This is a genomic window from Calothrix rhizosoleniae SC01 (assembly GCF_900185595.1).
Classification (GTDB): domain Bacteria; phylum Cyanobacteriota; class Cyanobacteriia; order Cyanobacteriales; family Nostocaceae; genus Calothrix_A; species Calothrix_A rhizosoleniae.
In genome coordinates this window covers 1-16,335 of the sequence record NZ_FYBH01000254.1, presented here as the reverse complement: position 1 = coordinate 16,335, position 16,335 = coordinate 1, and the positions used below count along the sequence as shown (strand labels likewise).

Sequence of the window (16,335 nt, the reverse complement as noted above, 5' to 3'; positions counted from 1 at the left end):
CTTATCTAATCATCAAAAAATATTCATATTTTTTGATGATTAGATATAAAGCCTGGGAAAAATTGTTAGCATTAGTAACAATATAAGAGAATGTGAGTTCAAGTATTACCCCGATAGATTGAATCTGTTCAATAATGAATAAGAACCGATGTCACTAATGATTTAATTAATTGGTTTAATCAGTGTAAATACAGTAATTATCCATGAGATAGGGGAGAAATAGTTTGATTTTTAGAATAATCAAAGGAACAAAAAATTTTCTATTTTAGGTTAACACCATAGAGAAATTTGGGAGTTTGTACCCAATCCAAAATCCAAAATCCAAAATCCAAAATTATTATGACTGTATCTGCAGAGCATGAAGTTAAATCCCTAGGAGAATATGCTTGTTTGGCAATTAAAAAACACTTGAAAAAAACCTTAAAATGGGAATCAGAAGTCAAGCAAGATAAAGACCCAGAAGCATTACATCAAATGCGAGTGGGTATACGTCGCTTACGTACAGCTATTAGTCGATTTGATCACTTTTTAAAATTACCAAAAGCTGCAAGCGAGAAAAATATTGGTAAAATTGGTCGTCGTCTTGGTACACTCCGAGATTTAGATGTATTGCAAGAAACCTTGAAAAATATCTACTTGCCTAATTTACCACCAAAGGAACAAAAGTATTTACAAGTAGCTTTAGAAACTTTAGATAAGCAAAGAGATAAGGCAATTGTGGAGGTAAAAGCAGTACTAACCAATGAACTTTATCAGTCTTGTGTTAAATCATTGAAAAAGTGGTTAGAATCCCCAGAATATAAACCATTAGCATCTTTGGCTGTAGAGATTGTACTGCCAGATTTACTATTGCCAGAACTTAGTCTTTTCTTGCTGCATCCTGCGTGGCTAGTGGGAACCCAAGTCAAAGGAGTCGATAAAATTATTGTACCCACAGATTGGCAACCAACTCAGGTAGAACAACAGTTAGCCAGTGAAGGAAAAATTGTTCACGATTTACGCAAGCAAGCTAAGTGTCTACGCTACCAAATGGAGCTATTTACGGAGCTATATGGGGACTCTTACAAAGGTTATATTGCAGAGGTAAAAAGAATCCAAGAAATTTTGGGTTCCATACAGGATAGTATGGTTTTGGATGAATGGTTGTTAAAGATTTTTAAGTCGGGATTGAAAAGTAAATTACCAACTCTAACTAACTTGTTTGTGGAAAATCGTTACCAAATGTGGCAAGAGTGGCAATCTTTACAAATTAAATATTTGTTACCGGAAACCAGAAAAGATTTTCATTTAACTATATTAAATCCACAATTCTCATAAGTAATAAGTAATAAACTTGATATTGGACTCCAACTTGAATTTTGAACGTATACTGAGACTAAAAGTGTTGTTTGATAAGGGTTATAGGTCAAAACTTATTCAAGAATCAAATAGGATTCCTATAGTATGGCTGCGTTGACTGCTGATAAAAAACAGGAAAATATGGAAGAAGTCAGTCCTCATGAAAAATAATTTGCATCACCAATTATCTAATATCTAAGTGGAATTTTCCCTGCTCCCTGCTCCCTACTCCCTATCCTCATTAACAAGCTCCTGCGATCATATAAGATTCGCAAGGGCTTACATTTATCCAATTTGGTAGCGGGAAGTGGATTTGAACCACTGACCTTCGGGTTATGAGCCCGACGAGCTACCAGGCTGCTCTATCCCGCGTCGCTTTGTCTTTAGCTAGTATAACCTAAGATTTTCATTTTAGCAACTACAAAATTGATAATTCCCCGACAACTTCCAGCCGCTTGTATTGACCAAAAGTAAAAAACTTCTCCCCTAAGGCTTCTGCGGTGCTGGGAGTAATCCAACCCAGTTGCTGTAGTAAATGAATAGCAACAGCATATTTCGCCCTTTTAGCACCATCTATAACTTTAATTGCCAATCCCATCCCTTCACCGAGCATACCTAAACACTGTACTCCTTCTGCTCCAGATTTACTGACTAATTCTCCTGGAGTTAACCGCATGAGTTCGGTGTCAAATTCTCCATCTCCTGCTACCATTTCCGGATGATGGGTCATGGCACGAACAATACGTTCCATATTCAAATTGTCACGGGAAGCAAGACGAGCATACAGTGATGCCATTTGTTCTATTTGCATCAAATAGGTAGGTGCACCACAATCATCATGGGCATTAATGAATTCTGCTGCTGGCATTCGTAGTACTTCTGATATTTGACTTAAAATCAGCTGTTGTACTGGGTGTTTGGGTTGTAAATAATTATTGAGTGGCCATTTACGCTGTTGGCATACGGCTAACATGCCTGCGTGTTTACCAGAACAATTGTATTCTAGGGGACTACGTTTACCTGGGGGGATAGGACATTGGAGCAGGGAGGGATCGATATCAGCTCGCCATAAAATATTAAATACTCGTCTGACTTGCTCTATAGTACCTTTGTGGGAACTTGTAATAATTGCCAGGTCACGATCGCTCAATTTGTAGCTTTCTAGAGTGCCTGTTGTTGTCACTCCTAAGGCTTGGAATGGTTTTAGGGCTGAACGGATAAATGTTGCCGTTTCTGCATTTCCAGCGACTGAAAGTAATCTCCCTCTTTCGTCACAAACAGCCGCATGGACTATATGCCGGGATTCAATAATGCCTTCTCGCAGTAGCCTAACTTCTAATGCAGTGGCTTGATTTCGTTTTCCCATTGTCATGGGTTAAGTTTCACCAATAATAATTTTTGTTAAATTCCAGTCCCGTGTTTTACCTGGGATGAATTGCACTCAGTGCAGTTATCCCTAGCAAATGTTTCTTAGACTAGATGCCAAACTATGGTACCAGCAACGAATAATCCAGCCAAGCCCGCAAAGGTATTTTGTAACCGGCGAATAATTGGTTTGATTTCGTAGCTGACAATTAAGCGATCGCGTGTTAGTAATTTTTCTGGTTTAGTCCAAGTTTGACCGTCATACCATCCAGATTCTTCATAAAATACAACTGAGCTAAATAAGCGATCGCTCACGTAAGACCACCCTAAATACAAACGTACTAGGCATAGTACTACACCAATACTAGCTCCGGCTGCACTACAAAGTAGAAAGTGGCTCAATTGCTTATAGGGGGAGAAACTAGCTGCTGTTACTGGTGCTGCTAATAGCCAACAGAAGCCCCAAATCCAAGCCATTGTTTTCAGAAAGTCTAACCAATTGCGGGTACAGTCACGAAACAACCATGTAGATTTTAATTCTTCGTATTCATTGAGTGGTTGTTGTTCGGTGGGAACTGGGCAATTGGATAGGGAAGAATTGGTCATGTCGATCTACCCTCACTATCATTGCTTGTTTGTAATTGTACTTTTTCTGCATGACCCCAAAATGCTTCTAGGTTGTAGAATTCTCGTTCTTTTGGCATCATAATATGGACAATTACATCGCCATAGTCTTGCAATACCCAACCACCTTCTACCTTTCCTTCCGTACGTAAGGGAAGACGTTGGTACTCTGTTTTTACTTTATCTTCAATCGCATCTGCGATCGCCCTTACCTGTACTCGGGAATAGCCAGTCATCATGAGAAAATAATCAGCTATGTAAGAGACTTCTCCTACCTTTAACAGTAAAATATCAGCTGCTTTACGGTCAGATGCGGCACAGACAATGGTTAGGGCTAGTTGTTCGCTATTTTCTTCCCCACCAGTGTTAACTGTTGAGGATTTAATTCCATCATCGCTTAAGGTCACAGATTGGCGGGGAAAATTCCCTGGGAAATAATCAGACATTAAACCTCGACTACTTTTCTCTTTATAGTAATTTATCGCAATTACCTAAAACTAAAAATTTGAGAATGCAATTCCTATAACTGGGTTTTTTTGAATACTAACAAAAAAATCGGTTTCTATGGATTAACATGGGTGATGGATTGTTGAGATTTCCATTTTTGCAGAAACCAGTTACGGGTAGTAATCATGCGGGGATGAATCATCCCAGGACTATTAACCAGAAACTTCAAAGAATAGTCACAGACTTGCCACACAGCCTGAGCAATATTTTTTCTACTCACTTGCCGTAAAGCTTGTAATTCTGGGGTATTCCCCCTTCCTGGTTCTAAGCTATCGGCTAAAAACACAATACAACACACTTGACCCATACCTGGTCTACCTAAAGTGTGATTGGCGATCGCTTGTAATATTTCTTTATTTTCAACCCCAAATTTATCTCTAGCTACTATAGCGCTCACATCTGCATGTAATAAGTGGGGGTTGGAAATCATCACTTCATCAACCTCCAAACCCTCTGTTGATGCCATTTGCAATAGTTTATGTGCGGGGAAATATTTAGCAAGATCATGCATTAATGCAGCTTGTGCAGTATTTTCCGGTTCCAGCTGATAGTGAATAGCTAATTCCGTAGCCATTTTTTCCACTCTCAGAATATGCTCAACTCTGGAAGCTTTGATATTTTCTGCTAACCAAGAGATGACTTGCTCCCGCACCATGATAATGCACCCTAATAGAAAATTGTTTTACAGAATGGATATATTTTATTTTAATCGAGTTATGAATCTATTATCTTCCGAATGGATGCATCACTGATGAGTCTGAAGGAACATAAATAGCTGAAAAAGATTACCCAAGATTTGTTTTATATGGTATTGCTTTAAACTTCCTGTTTTGAGACTACGGATGAATCAATTACCGAACGTTCGCCAATAGCTCTTTCAAAAAGGGATTCATAGCTATTTAAAGCTTGCTCAATAGTATAGTGTTTTACAGCATATCGACGATTGTTGTAGCCCATATTTTTGACTGTTTCCGGATTTTTATACAATTCTAAAATCGCCTCTGCTAATGCTTGAGGGTTTTCTGGAGGAACTATGGCAGCACCACCACTGCTTTTCATTGTCCTTGCTGCTGTACCATGTTCGGGAATGGAAGCGACAATTGCTCTACCACTAGCCATTAAAACTTGAATTTTCGATGGCAGATTAAAGCCAATGATATTTTTTTTCTGTACTACCAAACTCAAATCAGCAGCAGCTAGCATTTCTGGTAAACGTTCTCTAGGCTGAAAGGGCACAAGTAATACATTCTCTGCTCCATATTTTTCACATTCACGCCTTAATTTTTTCAGTCTTTTTTCTTGCCCCACAATTACAAATGCCATATCTGCAAAATCTTGCAAAGTAGCAGCAGCCTTGACGACTGTTTCTAAGCCTTGGGTAAGGGCAATATTTCCAGAATATAAAATTACGAATTTACCCTGAAGATTGTGAGCCTGACGGAAATAATTATTTTCCTTGGGTAAGGGTCGCACAAAATTTGTATCTACCCAATTAGGAATGTGTGCGATTTTATTCCCATCAACTCCCTTCCCTTCTAAATTTTCCACAAAGCCATCTGCAATTACGCTAATTTTTGTCGCCGTTCGGTAAGCAAATTTTTCTAAACCCGAAAGTAATTTGATCCAAAAGGGATTTTTTAGTAAACCGACTTTAATTGCTGCTTCAGGTAATATATCTTGTAAATTCAATACTATCGGACATCTATATAAACCTCCTAACAAGCTAGAAGGAATACAACCTGGTAGGGATGGCGATGTAGCTAAAATTAAATCTGGTCGCCAACCCATAAGTGCGGGAAGGAAACTGAAAATGACAAAACTTCCATCCAAAAGAAACCGTTCTAATAAATTTGGAGTGGAACGAACCCAAACATAGCTACGTTGAATTTTGACACCGTTTTTATATTCGGTATGGAACAATTTACCCCGATAATTGTCATAAATTTTGCGCTCAGGGTAATTTGGCATAGCAGTCACTACTCTGACTGTATGCCCTCGTTTGACTAACCCCTCTGCCAATTCAGTTATCAAAGGAGCAATACCAATTGGCTCAGGATAGTAGTTGTAAGAGTAAATTAAAATTCTCATCTCCAATTCACCAGAATTAGCCTGGTTTGGCTTGATTATTTTTTGTGATTCATATAATGCTGATGACCAACATCAATATTTCTAATTCTCTATGCAAATATGATTCATGTCAGCTCATTTTCAGTAAAGATTGAGTAAAAAATTACTTCATTACTTAAATCATACTAATGTGTTTTTTTACATTTTACTGAATATTCATGTAGTTGTATTGATCGGTTTTACGTAAGATAAAAATTATGTATTTATAACTAACTATAGTTTTCGTAAATCAGGTATCCCAATACATTGAAATATGCCAAAATCCAGGTTATGCCTATCTAAAGGTCATAAATACTGTTAAATACAAGTAATAAACTGTAGTTATTTGTTTCTTTTTAGACATCATTGTTTCAAAGTAATGTTTCTGATATTCTATGATTTCCAGGTTATAATCAGACGCAGTAAATCATTAAGGATATAAAAAATTAGATACATTTGTTTTAAGTAAATTTAACTATAGTATACCTAACATTCTAGTATTTACAATCGATTTTTGATGAATATCACTGGTGGCGATGGGGAAGCTAAACTTAGACTGGAGTCGTCAAGGCTGAATTCCTTGGCAGAAAACCGAAAATTTCAGAAAGGATAAATTTACGGAGTTCATCAGCATGATACAACAGCTAGTAGTAGTCGCTTTGATAGTGGTTTACGCAGGTGGTTTTTGGAGATTTTGGAGTGGTTTTGAGCGGACTAATTTTTCTCGTAGTCTCGTCAATCGTCTTGCCTTATCTTTTTTATGGCCTGCTTTATTTATTGCGAATAGATCTTACCGTCGCAACTTTAGAAAAGCTCTCAAGGGTTAATTTCAACCCCAAAAATAATATTCAATTTATTTAAATTTATCAACTTCCGCAAGTGGGATGTATTTGGTTAATTGGCGGTACTCAGGAAAGTGCTAACTTAGCAGTTGCGATCGCTCAAAGGCAAATTCGTTGTATTGTTACAGTGACCACAAATTCGGCAAAGTTGCTCTACCCAGATGTTAATGGTTTACTGGTTTGGGTAGGGCGTTTATCTATGGAAAAATTAGGAGAATTTTGCCAGCAGCAACAAATAGTCGGTATCCTTGACGCATCCCATCCCTATGCTGTGGAAATTTCTCAAATAGCGATCGCTGCCTCTCAAGCATATCATCTTCCTTATCTACGTTACGAACGACCTGTTGTCAAGGTTGAGGCAGATAGGGGGGTTATTGATTTAGATAGTTTTGAGGCATTGTTAGCAGGAGATTATCTCACTTCTCATCGAGTGTTACTAACGGTGGGATATCGACCTTTACCAATGTTTCAATCATGGCAAAATCGATCCACTTTGTTTGCTAGGTTACTTCCGTCTACCACAGCCTTGGAAGTTGCTTTCCAGGCTGGATTTACCTCAGATAGATTAATTTGTTTGCGTCCCCCTATTTCGGCTGATTTAGAAGCAGCATTGTGGCAGAATTGGCAGATTTCTATGGTGGTGACGAAAGCATCTGGAAGTGCTGGGGGAGAGGATGTTAAACGTACAATTGCAGCTCAGTTAGATATACCATTAATAGTCATAAAAAGACCTTCGGTTACATATCCCCAACAAACCAGTGATGTGTCAACAGCTATAGAATTTTGTCAAAGTAAATTTAGAATTTAGCTAATTGCGTTGTGGGGTAAAAGCGGCAAAGGACACTATAATCCCCAAGTGGTATTGCAATCTATTCTCTTCATCAAATATACCAATCAAATGATTATGGAATATTAGCAATAGAATCAGCAGGGCTGTGTAAAATATTATTAATAATTGTATTTTAATTTAACAGACCTAATACCTTGCTATTGTATTGCTTCCATAACTATGAAAATATCTCAACCTAGTCAAACAGGTAATCGGAAACCGCGGCTCAATTCAGCATTTAAGGAATTAATGCAAGTCCACTGGTGGATGGCTGGTTCCTACTTGATTTTATTTTGTACAGGTTCGTTGATGGCTAGGTTGGGACGAGAACAGTTTTTGCGTAATGAGTTGTATGATTTTCACAAGTCCATTGGTGTATTGACTATGGCACTATTAACTTGGAGAATTTTGACATTATTACGAGTTTGGTGGCGTAAATACACTAAACGCACTCCCAAATTATCTCCATCTTGGTGGCGGACTTTTGCCTTGCATACTAGTTTATATGTATTTATGTGGGCAGTACCTATTGCTGGTTTCTTACTTTCAAATTCCTTTAAAGCCAATAATGTCAAATTCTTCTGGATTGTGTTACCTGATATTTTCCCCAAAAATGAAGCAATGGTAGAAGTAGGACGTAATGCCCATTTTTGGTTGGCTTATACGTTTTTGGCATTTATTATGGTACATATTTTGAAATATTGGAAAGTGGTAAGGGCAAATTGGCGACGATGGATCAATTTTGTCAGTTAAAAAGTTTTGCAAGTAATCATAAATTTGAGTGAATCGCGAGTTATCAACTGTCATTGAGAGCTGATAACTCATAATTTATTCAGAGGTTTAGTTAAAATGCTTGAATCCACTCTTTGATGGAGTATTCAGTCCAAATCCCATTTTGCCAATAAGGGTCATTTTCCACTAATTGACGCACAGTAGCTTCATCTTCCGCCTCGTAAATGCCAAATACTTGAGTTATGTCTTTAGTCGGACCAATAGTAATTAGTATCCCAGCTTCTTTTTGTTTTGTTAGTCCATCTAGATGGGCTTGACGATAAGGAGCACGTTTTTCCAGAACATTATCGCAGTAGCTTCCCCACATGATGTATTTAGCCATAATTCCTTGTGATTTTCCCTAATTAAGTCTCTTCCAAAGTTTAAGATACCGTATGAACGGCGTGTAGGGTATGGGGTGTAGGGTGTCGGCTAAGAATTCGCCCCTCTATTTGGGTGCAAGCCCCTACTTTTAGCTAACCTGCCACGAATTTGACAAAACCAATGATAATAATAATTATCCGATAAAACTCAACCTTGTAAGCAAATTTTGCATTTTATTGGTGCTGCGTTCTTGAAACACAGGAGCAATCCAAAATCCAAAATCCAAAATCTAAAATCCAAAATTGAAATGACTGGATCTGCACACACATTAACCCTATTAAGAGATCCCCAACTTTTAGCCAGTCGGTTGGGAGAAATTCCGCCAGAACCGGGAGTGTATTTAATGCGAGATGGTAGCGATCGCATTATATACATAGGTAAGTCTCGAAAATTGCGATCGCGAGTTCGTTCTTATTTCCGGGAATCACAACGATTAAGTGAACGTATTGCTACGATGGTAAAACAGGTGACAGAAATTGAGTTTATTGTCACTGATACGGAAGCGGAAGCTTTAGCGTTAGAAGCTAATTTAATTAAGCAACATCAACCTTATTTTAATGTGTTGCTCAAAGATGATAAAAAATACCCTTATGTTTGTATTACTTGGTCGGAAGACTATCCGCGAATTTTTATTACCCGTAAGCGTCAACTAGGTAAGGCTAAGGATAAATACTACGGACCCTATACAGATTCTCGCTTATTAAGGGAAGTATTACACCTATGTAAACGGATTTTTCCCTTGAGACAGAGACGACAACCCCTGTTTAAAGAACGTCCTTGTTTAAATTATGATTTGGGACGTTGTCTGGGGGTTTGTCAAAAATTGGTTTCCCCCGAAGAATATCGCCAAATTGTCCAGAAGGTGGTGATGGTATTCCAAGGAAGAACCCAGGAGTTGATGCAAATTCTCACCGCACAAATGCAGCAAGCGGCAGAAAATCTTGATTTTGAAGTCGCAGCCAAAATCAGGGATAGAATTGCTGGATTAAACTCCCTCAATGCAGAACAAAAAGTTTCCCTTCCTGATGATACTGTGTCCCGAGATGCCATTGCTCTAGCAGTGGGTGCGGAACACACTTATATTCAATTATTTCAAATACGTGCTGGTAAGTTAGTGGGGAGACTGGGGTTTGTAGCTAATAGTCATGCAGAACCCGGTGCAATTTTACAACGGGTATTGGAAGAACATTACCAAACTGCCGATGCAGTGGAAATTCCTACGGAAATTTTGGTACAGCATGAGTTACCTCAGGGGGAAATGTTAGCCGAGGTGTTGACTCAACGCAAAACTCGGAAGGTAAATATTTTATCTCCCCAACGCCAAACCAAGGCAGAATTAATTGAGATGGTAGAGCGCAATGCTGAATATGAATTGCAAAGAATGCAAAAATTGAGCGATCGCAATCAACAATCAATGGAAGATTTAGCTACCATTCTCGATTTACCTGAATTACCCCACCGCATTGAAGGTTACGACATATCCCATATTCAGGGTAGTAATGCAGTTGCTTCCCAAGTAGTATTTATTGATGGTTTACCAGCCAAGCAATACTATCGCCACTATAAAATCAAGAATCCCACAGTTACCATTGGACATTCCGATGATTTTGCTAGTTTAGAGGAAGTTATTCAGCGTCGCTTTCGTAAATATGTGGAAGATCCCCAATTGCAACGGTTAGGGAATCCTGACTGGCCAGATTTAGTTATGATTGATGGTGGTAAGGGTCAACTGTCATCGGTAGTGGCTGTACTGCAAGACATGAACTTATTAGATGATTTACGAGTCGTCAGTTTAGCCAAGAAAAGGGAAGAAATTTTTCTTCCAGGAGAGTCCCAACCTCTGACAACTGATGCCGAACAACCAGGGGTACAATTATTAAGACGTTTACGGGATGAAGCCCACCGTTTTGCAGTTAGCTTTCATCGCCAACAACGCAGTCAAAAATTAAAGCGATCGCGTTTAGATGAAATTCCCGGTTTAGGACATCATCGTCAAAAACAGCTTTTGGCACATTTCCGTTCCCTTGATTATATTCGTCAAGCCACACCCAAGCAATTAGCAGAAGTTTCCGGAATTGGTCAGCGTTTGGCTCAAGAAATTTATGACTATTTTCATGTTTGATATGAATAATTAATTAAGTAATAAGTAATAAGTAATAAGTAAGGAAATTTCCATAATTAAAATTACCAGGCGATTACAAATTCACTGTAGGGATGCAAGGCTTGCTCCCCTGCCTCGGATTTACGGTACATAAGTACTAATTGCACCAGTGTTGTCAATGGTAAGGTGATGCATGGGTTTTGTGCTATTTTCCCTATTTTCTTGCATCTGAATATATTTTTCTGGTCTGATATCCCCACAGCAACTACTTTTTCTCTTTTTTCAGCAAGCCCTACTTAGGGTCTGCTGAATAACTTAAAAATGTTGATTTATCAATGCTTTGAGGCTATTTTCTTGGGGAGGGGCGTGCAAGGAAATTAGGATTTTAGGTTTAAAATCCTTGCATCTGTTATTTTTTCTGGCAAAAATAATATAAATAAAGAGGCTGGAACTACTCCCCACTCCCTACTCCCCACTCCCTACCCTCACCAAAATACTTTTTCAGCAAGCCCTACTTAGGTAATTGGTAGTACAAATTATTTTTCATGGACATCACCTTCTTGAAAAAATTATGGCCTCTTGGTAAGCTGGCCATCTCCTGCAATAATTTTGGTAACGAACAACTCTATAAGTTGGGCGTAAAAATTAAAGGAACTCCAGAAACTAGATTATCCCCCAAGAATTTTCTAATCATGGGCAATTATCGGTGAAGTTTATTTTTATTGATCACCTAATAACTATGATATGGGGTATTTTTGATTTGGAAGTTCCTGAACTCAGTCTAATCCTAACATCTAGTCTCACAACAAGGGAGACCATGTGACTTTGCGAACCCGTTCTATGAAAATTGCCCTATTTACTGAAACCTTTTTGCCCAAAGTTGATGGCATTGTTACACGTCTAAAACACACTGTTGAACATTTGCAACGCCAAGGCAATCAAGTATTAGTAATTTGTCCAGATGGTGGTATTAGTGAATACAAGGGAGCCGAAATTTATGGAGTGTCTGGTTTTCCCCTGCCACTATATCCAGAATTAAAAATGGCATTGCCAAGACCTTCTATTAGTAAAGCATTGGAGGATTTTCAACCAGATATAATTCATGTAGTAAATCCAGCAGTCTTAGGAATAGCCGGTATTTTTCACGGTAAATTAAATAATATTCCCCTAGTCGCTTCTTACCATACCCATTTACCTCAATATCTCCAGCACTATGGTTTAGGGATGTTGGAAGGATTTCTGTGGGAACTGCTGAAAACAGCACATAATCAAGCAGCTTTAAACTTATGTACTTCCACTGCAATGGTAGATGAACTTAGCAGTCATGGTATAGAACGGGTTGATTTGTGGCAACGGGGAGTGGACACGGAAACATTTCATCCCCAGCAAGTTAGTGACAAAATGCGATCGCATTTATCTGAAAATCATCCAGAAAGCCCTCTATTACTTTATGTAGGTCGTCTTTCTGCAGAAAAGGAAATAGAACGCATCAAGCCAATTTTAGAGGCAGTTCCCGATGCCAGGTTAGCACTGGTGGGTGATGGGCCTCATCGTCAAGCTTTAGAAGAACACTTTGCTGGCACTAATACCCATTTTGTTGGATATTTAGTGGGTGATCAACTCGCAGCAGCCTTTGCCAGTTCTGACGCTTTTATCTTCCCTTCTCGTACCGAGACATTGGGATTGGTTTTGTTGGAGGCAATGGCAGCTGGCTGTCCAGTTGTGGCGGCTCGCTCTGGAGGTATTCCGGATATTGTTACCGATGGGGTTAATGGGTATCTTTTTGCACCAACATCTGGAGATGAAGGTGCGATCGCAGCTACGATGAAATTGTTAAAACAGAAACAAGAACGAGAAGTAATACGTCAAAATGCCCGTAAAGAAGCGGAAAAATGGGGATGGGCTGCTGCCACAGGTCAATTGCAAAACTACTATCGCCAAGTTGTGTATACTGACCTTGCTAATGTAGCATAATTAGAATGAAGGAGGGAAAGAGGGAAAGAGGGAAGGAGCAGGGAGCAGGGGAGCAGGGGGACAAGGAGAAGAAATTTTGATAGTTAACCGTCAAGCATCAACCGTCAAGCATCAACCATCAACTACCAACTACCAACTACCAACTAACAACTAGCAACTAGCAACTAGCAACTAATAACCATCACTCCCTCACTCCCTCACTCCCTCACTCCCTCATTCCTCTCACTCCCTCACTCCCTGACTCCAACTACCCATGACACTCTCCAATGTTGGTAGCGTGTTGGCTACATTAACAGAACTAACTCAAGTTAATCGCAATCACGTCCTACTACGTCGTGTTAAAGACTTATCGGTTAACGAATTTGTTTGTCTACTTGACTTTATTACTGCGGAATTTCAGCAATTTCTCCGGGCAATTGAACTAATTAATAATGAAACCCTGGAAAATATGCTGGAGAGGGTATTGGAAGCTATTACTCTCAAAATTGGGCAAATTCTCCAGGCAGAACACACTGCCATTTTTCTGGTTGATGATGATAAGGGTCTACTGTGGGCAAAAGTTCCCCAAGATAATGTCCACAAACCTTTAGAAATTCGTACTCCAATTAAAATAGGTATTCCGGGTCATGTTGCTAGCACTGGGGAATGTCTAAACATTGCAGAAGCAGAAAGTCATCCTCTATATAGCCCAGAATTGGAAAAACAAATGGGCTATAAATTTCGCAATATTTTATGTATGCCTGTTTTGAGTAGCAAAAATCAAACTGTGGCTGTAGTTCAGCTAGCTAACAAAACTGGTAATGATTCCTTTGATAGTGAAGATGAGGCCAGATTTCGAGATTTTGCCGCTTCCATTGGCATTATTCTGGAGACTTGCCAGTCTTTTTATGTAGTAGCACGGAACCAAAGAGGAGCAACAGCCCTATTAAGAGCAACTCAGACATTGGGGCAAAGTTTAGATTTAGAGGCTACTTTGCAAATAGTTATGGAACAGGCACGAAGCCTGATGCAAGCTGATCGCAGTACCTTGTTTTTGCATCGCAAAGAAATGGGGGAGTTGTGGACTAAGGTAGCAACGGCGAATGAGGACGCGACTGTAGAAATCCGTATTCCTGCCAATCGAGGGATTGTGGGTTATGTGGCATCCACGGGTCAAGCCTTAAATATTCCCGATGCTTACAAAGATCCCCGTTTTGATCCCACCATAGATAGAAAAACGGGTTATGTGACTCGTAATATTTTATGTTTGCCGGTATTTAATTCTGACAATGAGTTAATTGGTGTTACCCAGTTAATTAATAAGCATCAGGGTAGTTTTACTGCATCCGATGAAGAGTTTATGCGGGCTTTTAATATCCAAGCTGGAATTGCTCTCGAAAATGCTCGCTTGTTTGAAAATGTGCTGCTAGAGAAACAGTATCAAAAAGATATTTTACAAAGTCTCGCAGATGCTGTGATTTCCACGGATATGGAAGGACGAGTTGTCACCATTAATGATGCTGCTATGGAGTTGCTGGGTTGCCCCTTGGAAGAAGCAAATGGCAAAAATTATAAGTCTGTATGGTCAGAAAATTTAATTGGGCGCTTGGTTTGGGAGATAGTACCAATCGAAAATTTGCAAATGCGCCTCCAAGATAGTCTCAAGACTGGAGCCAAACATTATGTACCAGAACAAACTTTGACCTTGGGATTACATACTCAGGAGGATGGTAATCACAAGATTACTATTTTGGCAGTCAGCGATCGCTCTTCACCAGATGTATTTATCCCCTGGAATCAACCCCTCACTCCCCAGTCGGAGTTATTGAGTAGTAAGGATATTCACAAAATTGCCCGCAGTATCAATTTAACTGTTAATCCTCTAACTAATCCAGAAGGAGGAGTCCGGGGTGGGGTGGTAGTGTTGTCAGATATTAGTCAAGAAAAACGGATGAAAGCCACCATGTACCGTTATCTTAGCCCCAGGGTCGCCGAACAGGTGATGGTGCTGGGGGAAGATAGGTTAATGGAGGGGGAACGAAAAGATGTAACTGTCCTCTTCTCCGACATTCGCGGCTATACAACCCTAACGGAAAATTTGGGCGCAACGGAAGTGGTTTCTCTACTTAATCAGTACTTTGAAACTATGGTGGAGGCAGTATTTAACCACGAAGGTACTTTAGATAAGTTTATTGGGGATGCCTTAATGGCAGTTTTTGGTGCTCCCCTAGTTCTGGATGAAAATCATGCTTGGAAAGCGGTACAAGCCGCCCTGGAAATGCGCCAACGACTGCAAGAATTTAACCAACGGCGGATTGTTCAGTCACAACCCCAAATCCAAATTGGCATTGGTATTAGTTCTGGGGAAGTAGTAGCCGGTAATATTGGCTCCCATAAGCGCATGGACTACACCGTAATTGGGGATGGAGTCAATTTGAGCTCACGTCTGGAAGGAGTAACAAAAGAATATGGCTGTGATATCATTACCAGTGAATTTACTTATAACCTTTGCCGCGATCGCATTTGGACTCGTCAACTAGACAAAATTCGCGTCAAGGGCAAAAATCAAGCAGTCACAATTTATGAAGTGATTGGCGATCGACAAACACCTTTGGATTCTCAAATGGAAGAATTCCTCTTGCATTATCATGCTGGGAGGGCGGCATATTTATCACGTAACTTCCAGCAAGCACTACTCTGTTTTAGAACTGCACAACAAATCCAACCCACAGACTTGATAGTTAATATGTACATTCAACGTACTGAAAAATATCAGCAAGTACCGCCTCCAGAATCCTGGGATGGTATTTGGGCTATGCCACTTAAATAATATTTATTTGATTCCGTATTTGTAGAGTTAATTTATTCATCTGTTTTCCCTCCTGAATACTCCCACTACATCGGTACTCCGATTAGCGGTGGGTTATTGACTGTCTTCTTTAAAAGGTTCTTCACCAATTCCCAATTGCTTTTTAGCTCGTTTGAGTTGTTTCCAGAGTTCCTTAATTTGTTCGTAAGCTTCTTTTGGTGTAATTTTTCCAGCAGTTTCCAAGTTGCAAATGTAGCTGGCTTTTTGAGCAAATTCCTGTAAATTAGCGTTGAATACTAGATTCTCTGGATTTACTTGACCATAATAGCGACTGCGGGGATATAAAAAATCATCTTTATCTAGCATATTTATCTCCGTAATACACAAGTAACAAGTAATAAGTAATAAATAATAAGTTTACTGTTCATAGGTTTGGTGCTTCAACAATGTCCGCACCCTAATGTCCGTAACCTAATTGCCTAGTGCTATACCGTTGCTTCATTCTGGGAGCTTTCAATCTGCCGCTTTCCTGGTTTCAGCTAGTCAAGGTTGAATAAACTTCTTTCCTTAACCCAAACAGATATTAATTTAATATTTTAACCTATAGAGAAATTTTATCATCTTTGCGGGAAGACCCCATACTCCGCTTCGCTGAGTGTAGGGATGAGAGCAAAGCCAGGGATTATGTCACTTAACTAATTACCTC

The 16,335-nt window shown here is 39.4% G+C and carries 14 protein-coding genes and 1 tRNA gene; 7 read left to right on the top strand and 8 right to left on the bottom strand.

What is annotated here, in order from left to right:
- Window positions 1–339: 339 nt before the first annotated feature.
- Entirely contained in the window at window positions 340–1,317 is a 978-nt protein-coding gene (locus tag CALSC_RS15165; RefSeq protein ID WP_088242162.1) for a CHAD domain-containing protein, read from the top strand.
- Window positions 1,318–1,633: 316 nt separating this feature from the next.
- Here CALSC_RS15165 and CALSC_RS15160 read toward each other — a convergent pair.
- The 6 genes from CALSC_RS15160 to CALSC_RS15135 all read right to left on the bottom strand — a co-directional run bounded on the left by CALSC_RS15160 (window position 1,634) and on the right by CALSC_RS15135 (window position 5,922).
- Window positions 1,634–1,710: transfer RNA gene (locus CALSC_RS15160), tRNA-Met, on the bottom strand.
- 46 nt (window positions 1,711–1,756) lie between these two features.
- A complete protein-coding gene (locus CALSC_RS15155) occupies window positions 1,757–2,710 on the bottom strand; it encodes an asparaginase (protein ID WP_088242158.1) in 954 nt (317 codons plus the stop codon).
- Between the two features lie 98 nt (window positions 2,711–2,808).
- Complete coding sequence (locus tag CALSC_RS15150) at window positions 2,809–3,309, bottom strand: CGLD27 family protein (protein ID WP_088242157.1); 501 nt, start codon at window positions 3,307–3,309, stop codon at window positions 2,809–2,811.
- Window positions 3,306–3,773 carry a ribosome silencing factor gene (gene rsfS, locus CALSC_RS15145; RefSeq protein WP_088242156.1) on the bottom strand — a complete coding sequence of 156 codons (468 nt, stop codon included), beginning with the start codon at window positions 3,771–3,773 and terminating at the stop codon, window positions 3,306–3,308. Before rsfS ends, CALSC_RS15150 begins: the two co-directional genes overlap by 4 nt.
- Before the next feature lie 116 nt (window positions 3,774–3,889).
- Window positions 3,890–4,486, bottom strand: coding sequence for a bis(5'-nucleosyl)-tetraphosphatase (symmetrical) YqeK (gene yqeK, locus CALSC_RS15140; RefSeq protein ID WP_088242161.1), 597 nt, complete (start codon window positions 4,484–4,486; stop codon window positions 3,890–3,892).
- Between the two features lie 164 nt (window positions 4,487–4,650).
- Window positions 4,651–5,922 carry a glycosyltransferase family 4 protein gene (locus CALSC_RS15135; protein WP_088242155.1) on the bottom strand — a complete coding sequence of 424 codons (1,272 nt, stop codon included), beginning with the start codon at window positions 5,920–5,922 and terminating at the stop codon, window positions 4,651–4,653.
- Between the two features lie 650 nt (window positions 5,923–6,572).
- On the opposite strand from CALSC_RS15135, the gene CALSC_RS15130 reads away from it, so the two are divergent.
- The 3 genes from CALSC_RS15130 to CALSC_RS15120 all read left to right on the top strand — a co-directional run bounded on the left by CALSC_RS15130 (window position 6,573) and on the right by CALSC_RS15120 (window position 8,364).
- Window positions 6,573–6,767 carry a hypothetical protein gene (locus CALSC_RS15130; RefSeq protein WP_407641943.1) on the top strand — a complete coding sequence of 65 codons (195 nt, stop codon included), beginning with the start codon at window positions 6,573–6,575 and terminating at the stop codon, window positions 6,765–6,767.
- Window positions 6,768–6,819: 52 nt separating this feature from the next.
- A complete protein-coding gene (locus CALSC_RS15125) occupies window positions 6,820–7,590 on the top strand; it encodes a cobalt-precorrin-6A reductase (RefSeq protein WP_088242154.1) in 771 nt (256 codons plus the stop codon).
- Between the two features lie 201 nt (window positions 7,591–7,791).
- Entirely contained in the window at window positions 7,792–8,364 is a 573-nt protein-coding gene (locus CALSC_RS15120) for a cytochrome b (protein ID WP_088242153.1), read from the top strand.
- A 91-nt stretch (window positions 8,365–8,455) separates the two neighbouring features.
- Here the strand turns inward: CALSC_RS15120 and CALSC_RS15115 are convergent, their stop codons facing one another.
- Window positions 8,456–8,725: a YciI family protein gene (locus CALSC_RS15115; protein WP_235006800.1), complete on the bottom strand. Its 270-nt coding sequence runs from the start codon at window positions 8,723–8,725 to the stop codon at window positions 8,456–8,458.
- 288 nt (window positions 8,726–9,013) lie between these two features.
- Here CALSC_RS15115 and uvrC point away from each other — a divergent pair, with 288 nt between their 5' ends.
- The 3 genes from uvrC (at window position 9,014) to CALSC_RS15100 (ending at window position 15,650) form a co-directional block, all read left to right on the top strand.
- Window positions 9,014–10,888 (top strand): excinuclease ABC subunit UvrC, encoded by a 1,875-nt coding sequence (gene uvrC, locus CALSC_RS15110; protein WP_088242159.1) that lies wholly within the window; start codon window positions 9,014–9,016, stop codon window positions 10,886–10,888.
- Window positions 10,889–11,707: 819 nt separating this feature from the next.
- Complete coding sequence (locus CALSC_RS15105) at window positions 11,708–12,841, top strand: glycosyltransferase family 4 protein (protein ID WP_088242151.1); 1,134 nt, start codon at window positions 11,708–11,710, stop codon at window positions 12,839–12,841.
- 253 nt (window positions 12,842–13,094) lie between these two features.
- Window positions 13,095–15,650: an adenylate/guanylate cyclase domain-containing protein gene (locus tag CALSC_RS15100; protein WP_088242150.1), complete on the top strand. Its 2,556-nt coding sequence runs from the start codon at window positions 13,095–13,097 to the stop codon at window positions 15,648–15,650.
- 93 nt (window positions 15,651–15,743) lie between these two features.
- Here CALSC_RS15100 and CALSC_RS15095 read toward each other — a convergent pair whose 3' ends face one another.
- Window positions 15,744–15,995, bottom strand: coding sequence for a DUF7219 family protein (locus CALSC_RS15095; protein WP_088242149.1), 252 nt, complete (start codon window positions 15,993–15,995; stop codon window positions 15,744–15,746).
- Window positions 15,996–16,335 lie beyond the last annotated feature (340 nt).

Bases quoted from the DNA above. Each gene is read 5' to 3' on its own strand.
- CALSC_RS15105 (WP_088242151.1), top strand. From the start codon at position 11,708: ATGAAAATTGCCCTATTTACTGAAACCTTTTTGCCCAAAGTTGATGGC.
- CALSC_RS15115 (WP_235006800.1), bottom strand. From the start codon at position 8,725: ATGGCTAAATACATCATGTGGGGAAGCTACTGCGATAATGTTCTGGAA.
- CALSC_RS15130 (WP_407641943.1), top strand. From the start codon at position 6,573: ATGATACAACAGCTAGTAGTAGTCGCTTTGATAGTGGTTTACGCAGGT.
- CALSC_RS15100 (WP_088242150.1), top strand. From the start codon at position 13,095: ATGACACTCTCCAATGTTGGTAGCGTGTTGGCTACATTAACAGAACTA.
- CALSC_RS15135 (WP_088242155.1), bottom strand. From the start codon at position 5,922: ATGAGAATTTTAATTTACTCTTACAACTACTATCCTGAGCCAATTGGT.
- rsfS (WP_088242156.1), bottom strand. From the start codon at position 3,773: ATGTCTGATTATTTCCCAGGGAATTTTCCCCGCCAATCTGTGACCTTA.
- CALSC_RS15165 (WP_088242162.1), top strand. From the start codon at position 340: ATGACTGTATCTGCAGAGCATGAAGTTAAATCCCTAGGAGAATATGCT.
- CALSC_RS15120 (WP_088242153.1), top strand. From the start codon at position 7,792: ATGAAAATATCTCAACCTAGTCAAACAGGTAATCGGAAACCGCGGCTC.
- uvrC (WP_088242159.1), top strand. From the start codon at position 9,014: ATGACTGGATCTGCACACACATTAACCCTATTAAGAGATCCCCAACTT.
- CALSC_RS15155 (WP_088242158.1), bottom strand. From the start codon at position 2,710: ATGACAATGGGAAAACGAAATCAAGCCACTGCATTAGAAGTTAGGCTA.
- CALSC_RS15150 (WP_088242157.1), bottom strand. From the start codon at position 3,309: ATGACCAATTCTTCCCTATCCAATTGCCCAGTTCCCACCGAACAACAA.
- CALSC_RS15095 (WP_088242149.1), bottom strand. From the start codon at position 15,995: ATGCTAGATAAAGATGATTTTTTATATCCCCGCAGTCGCTATTATGGT.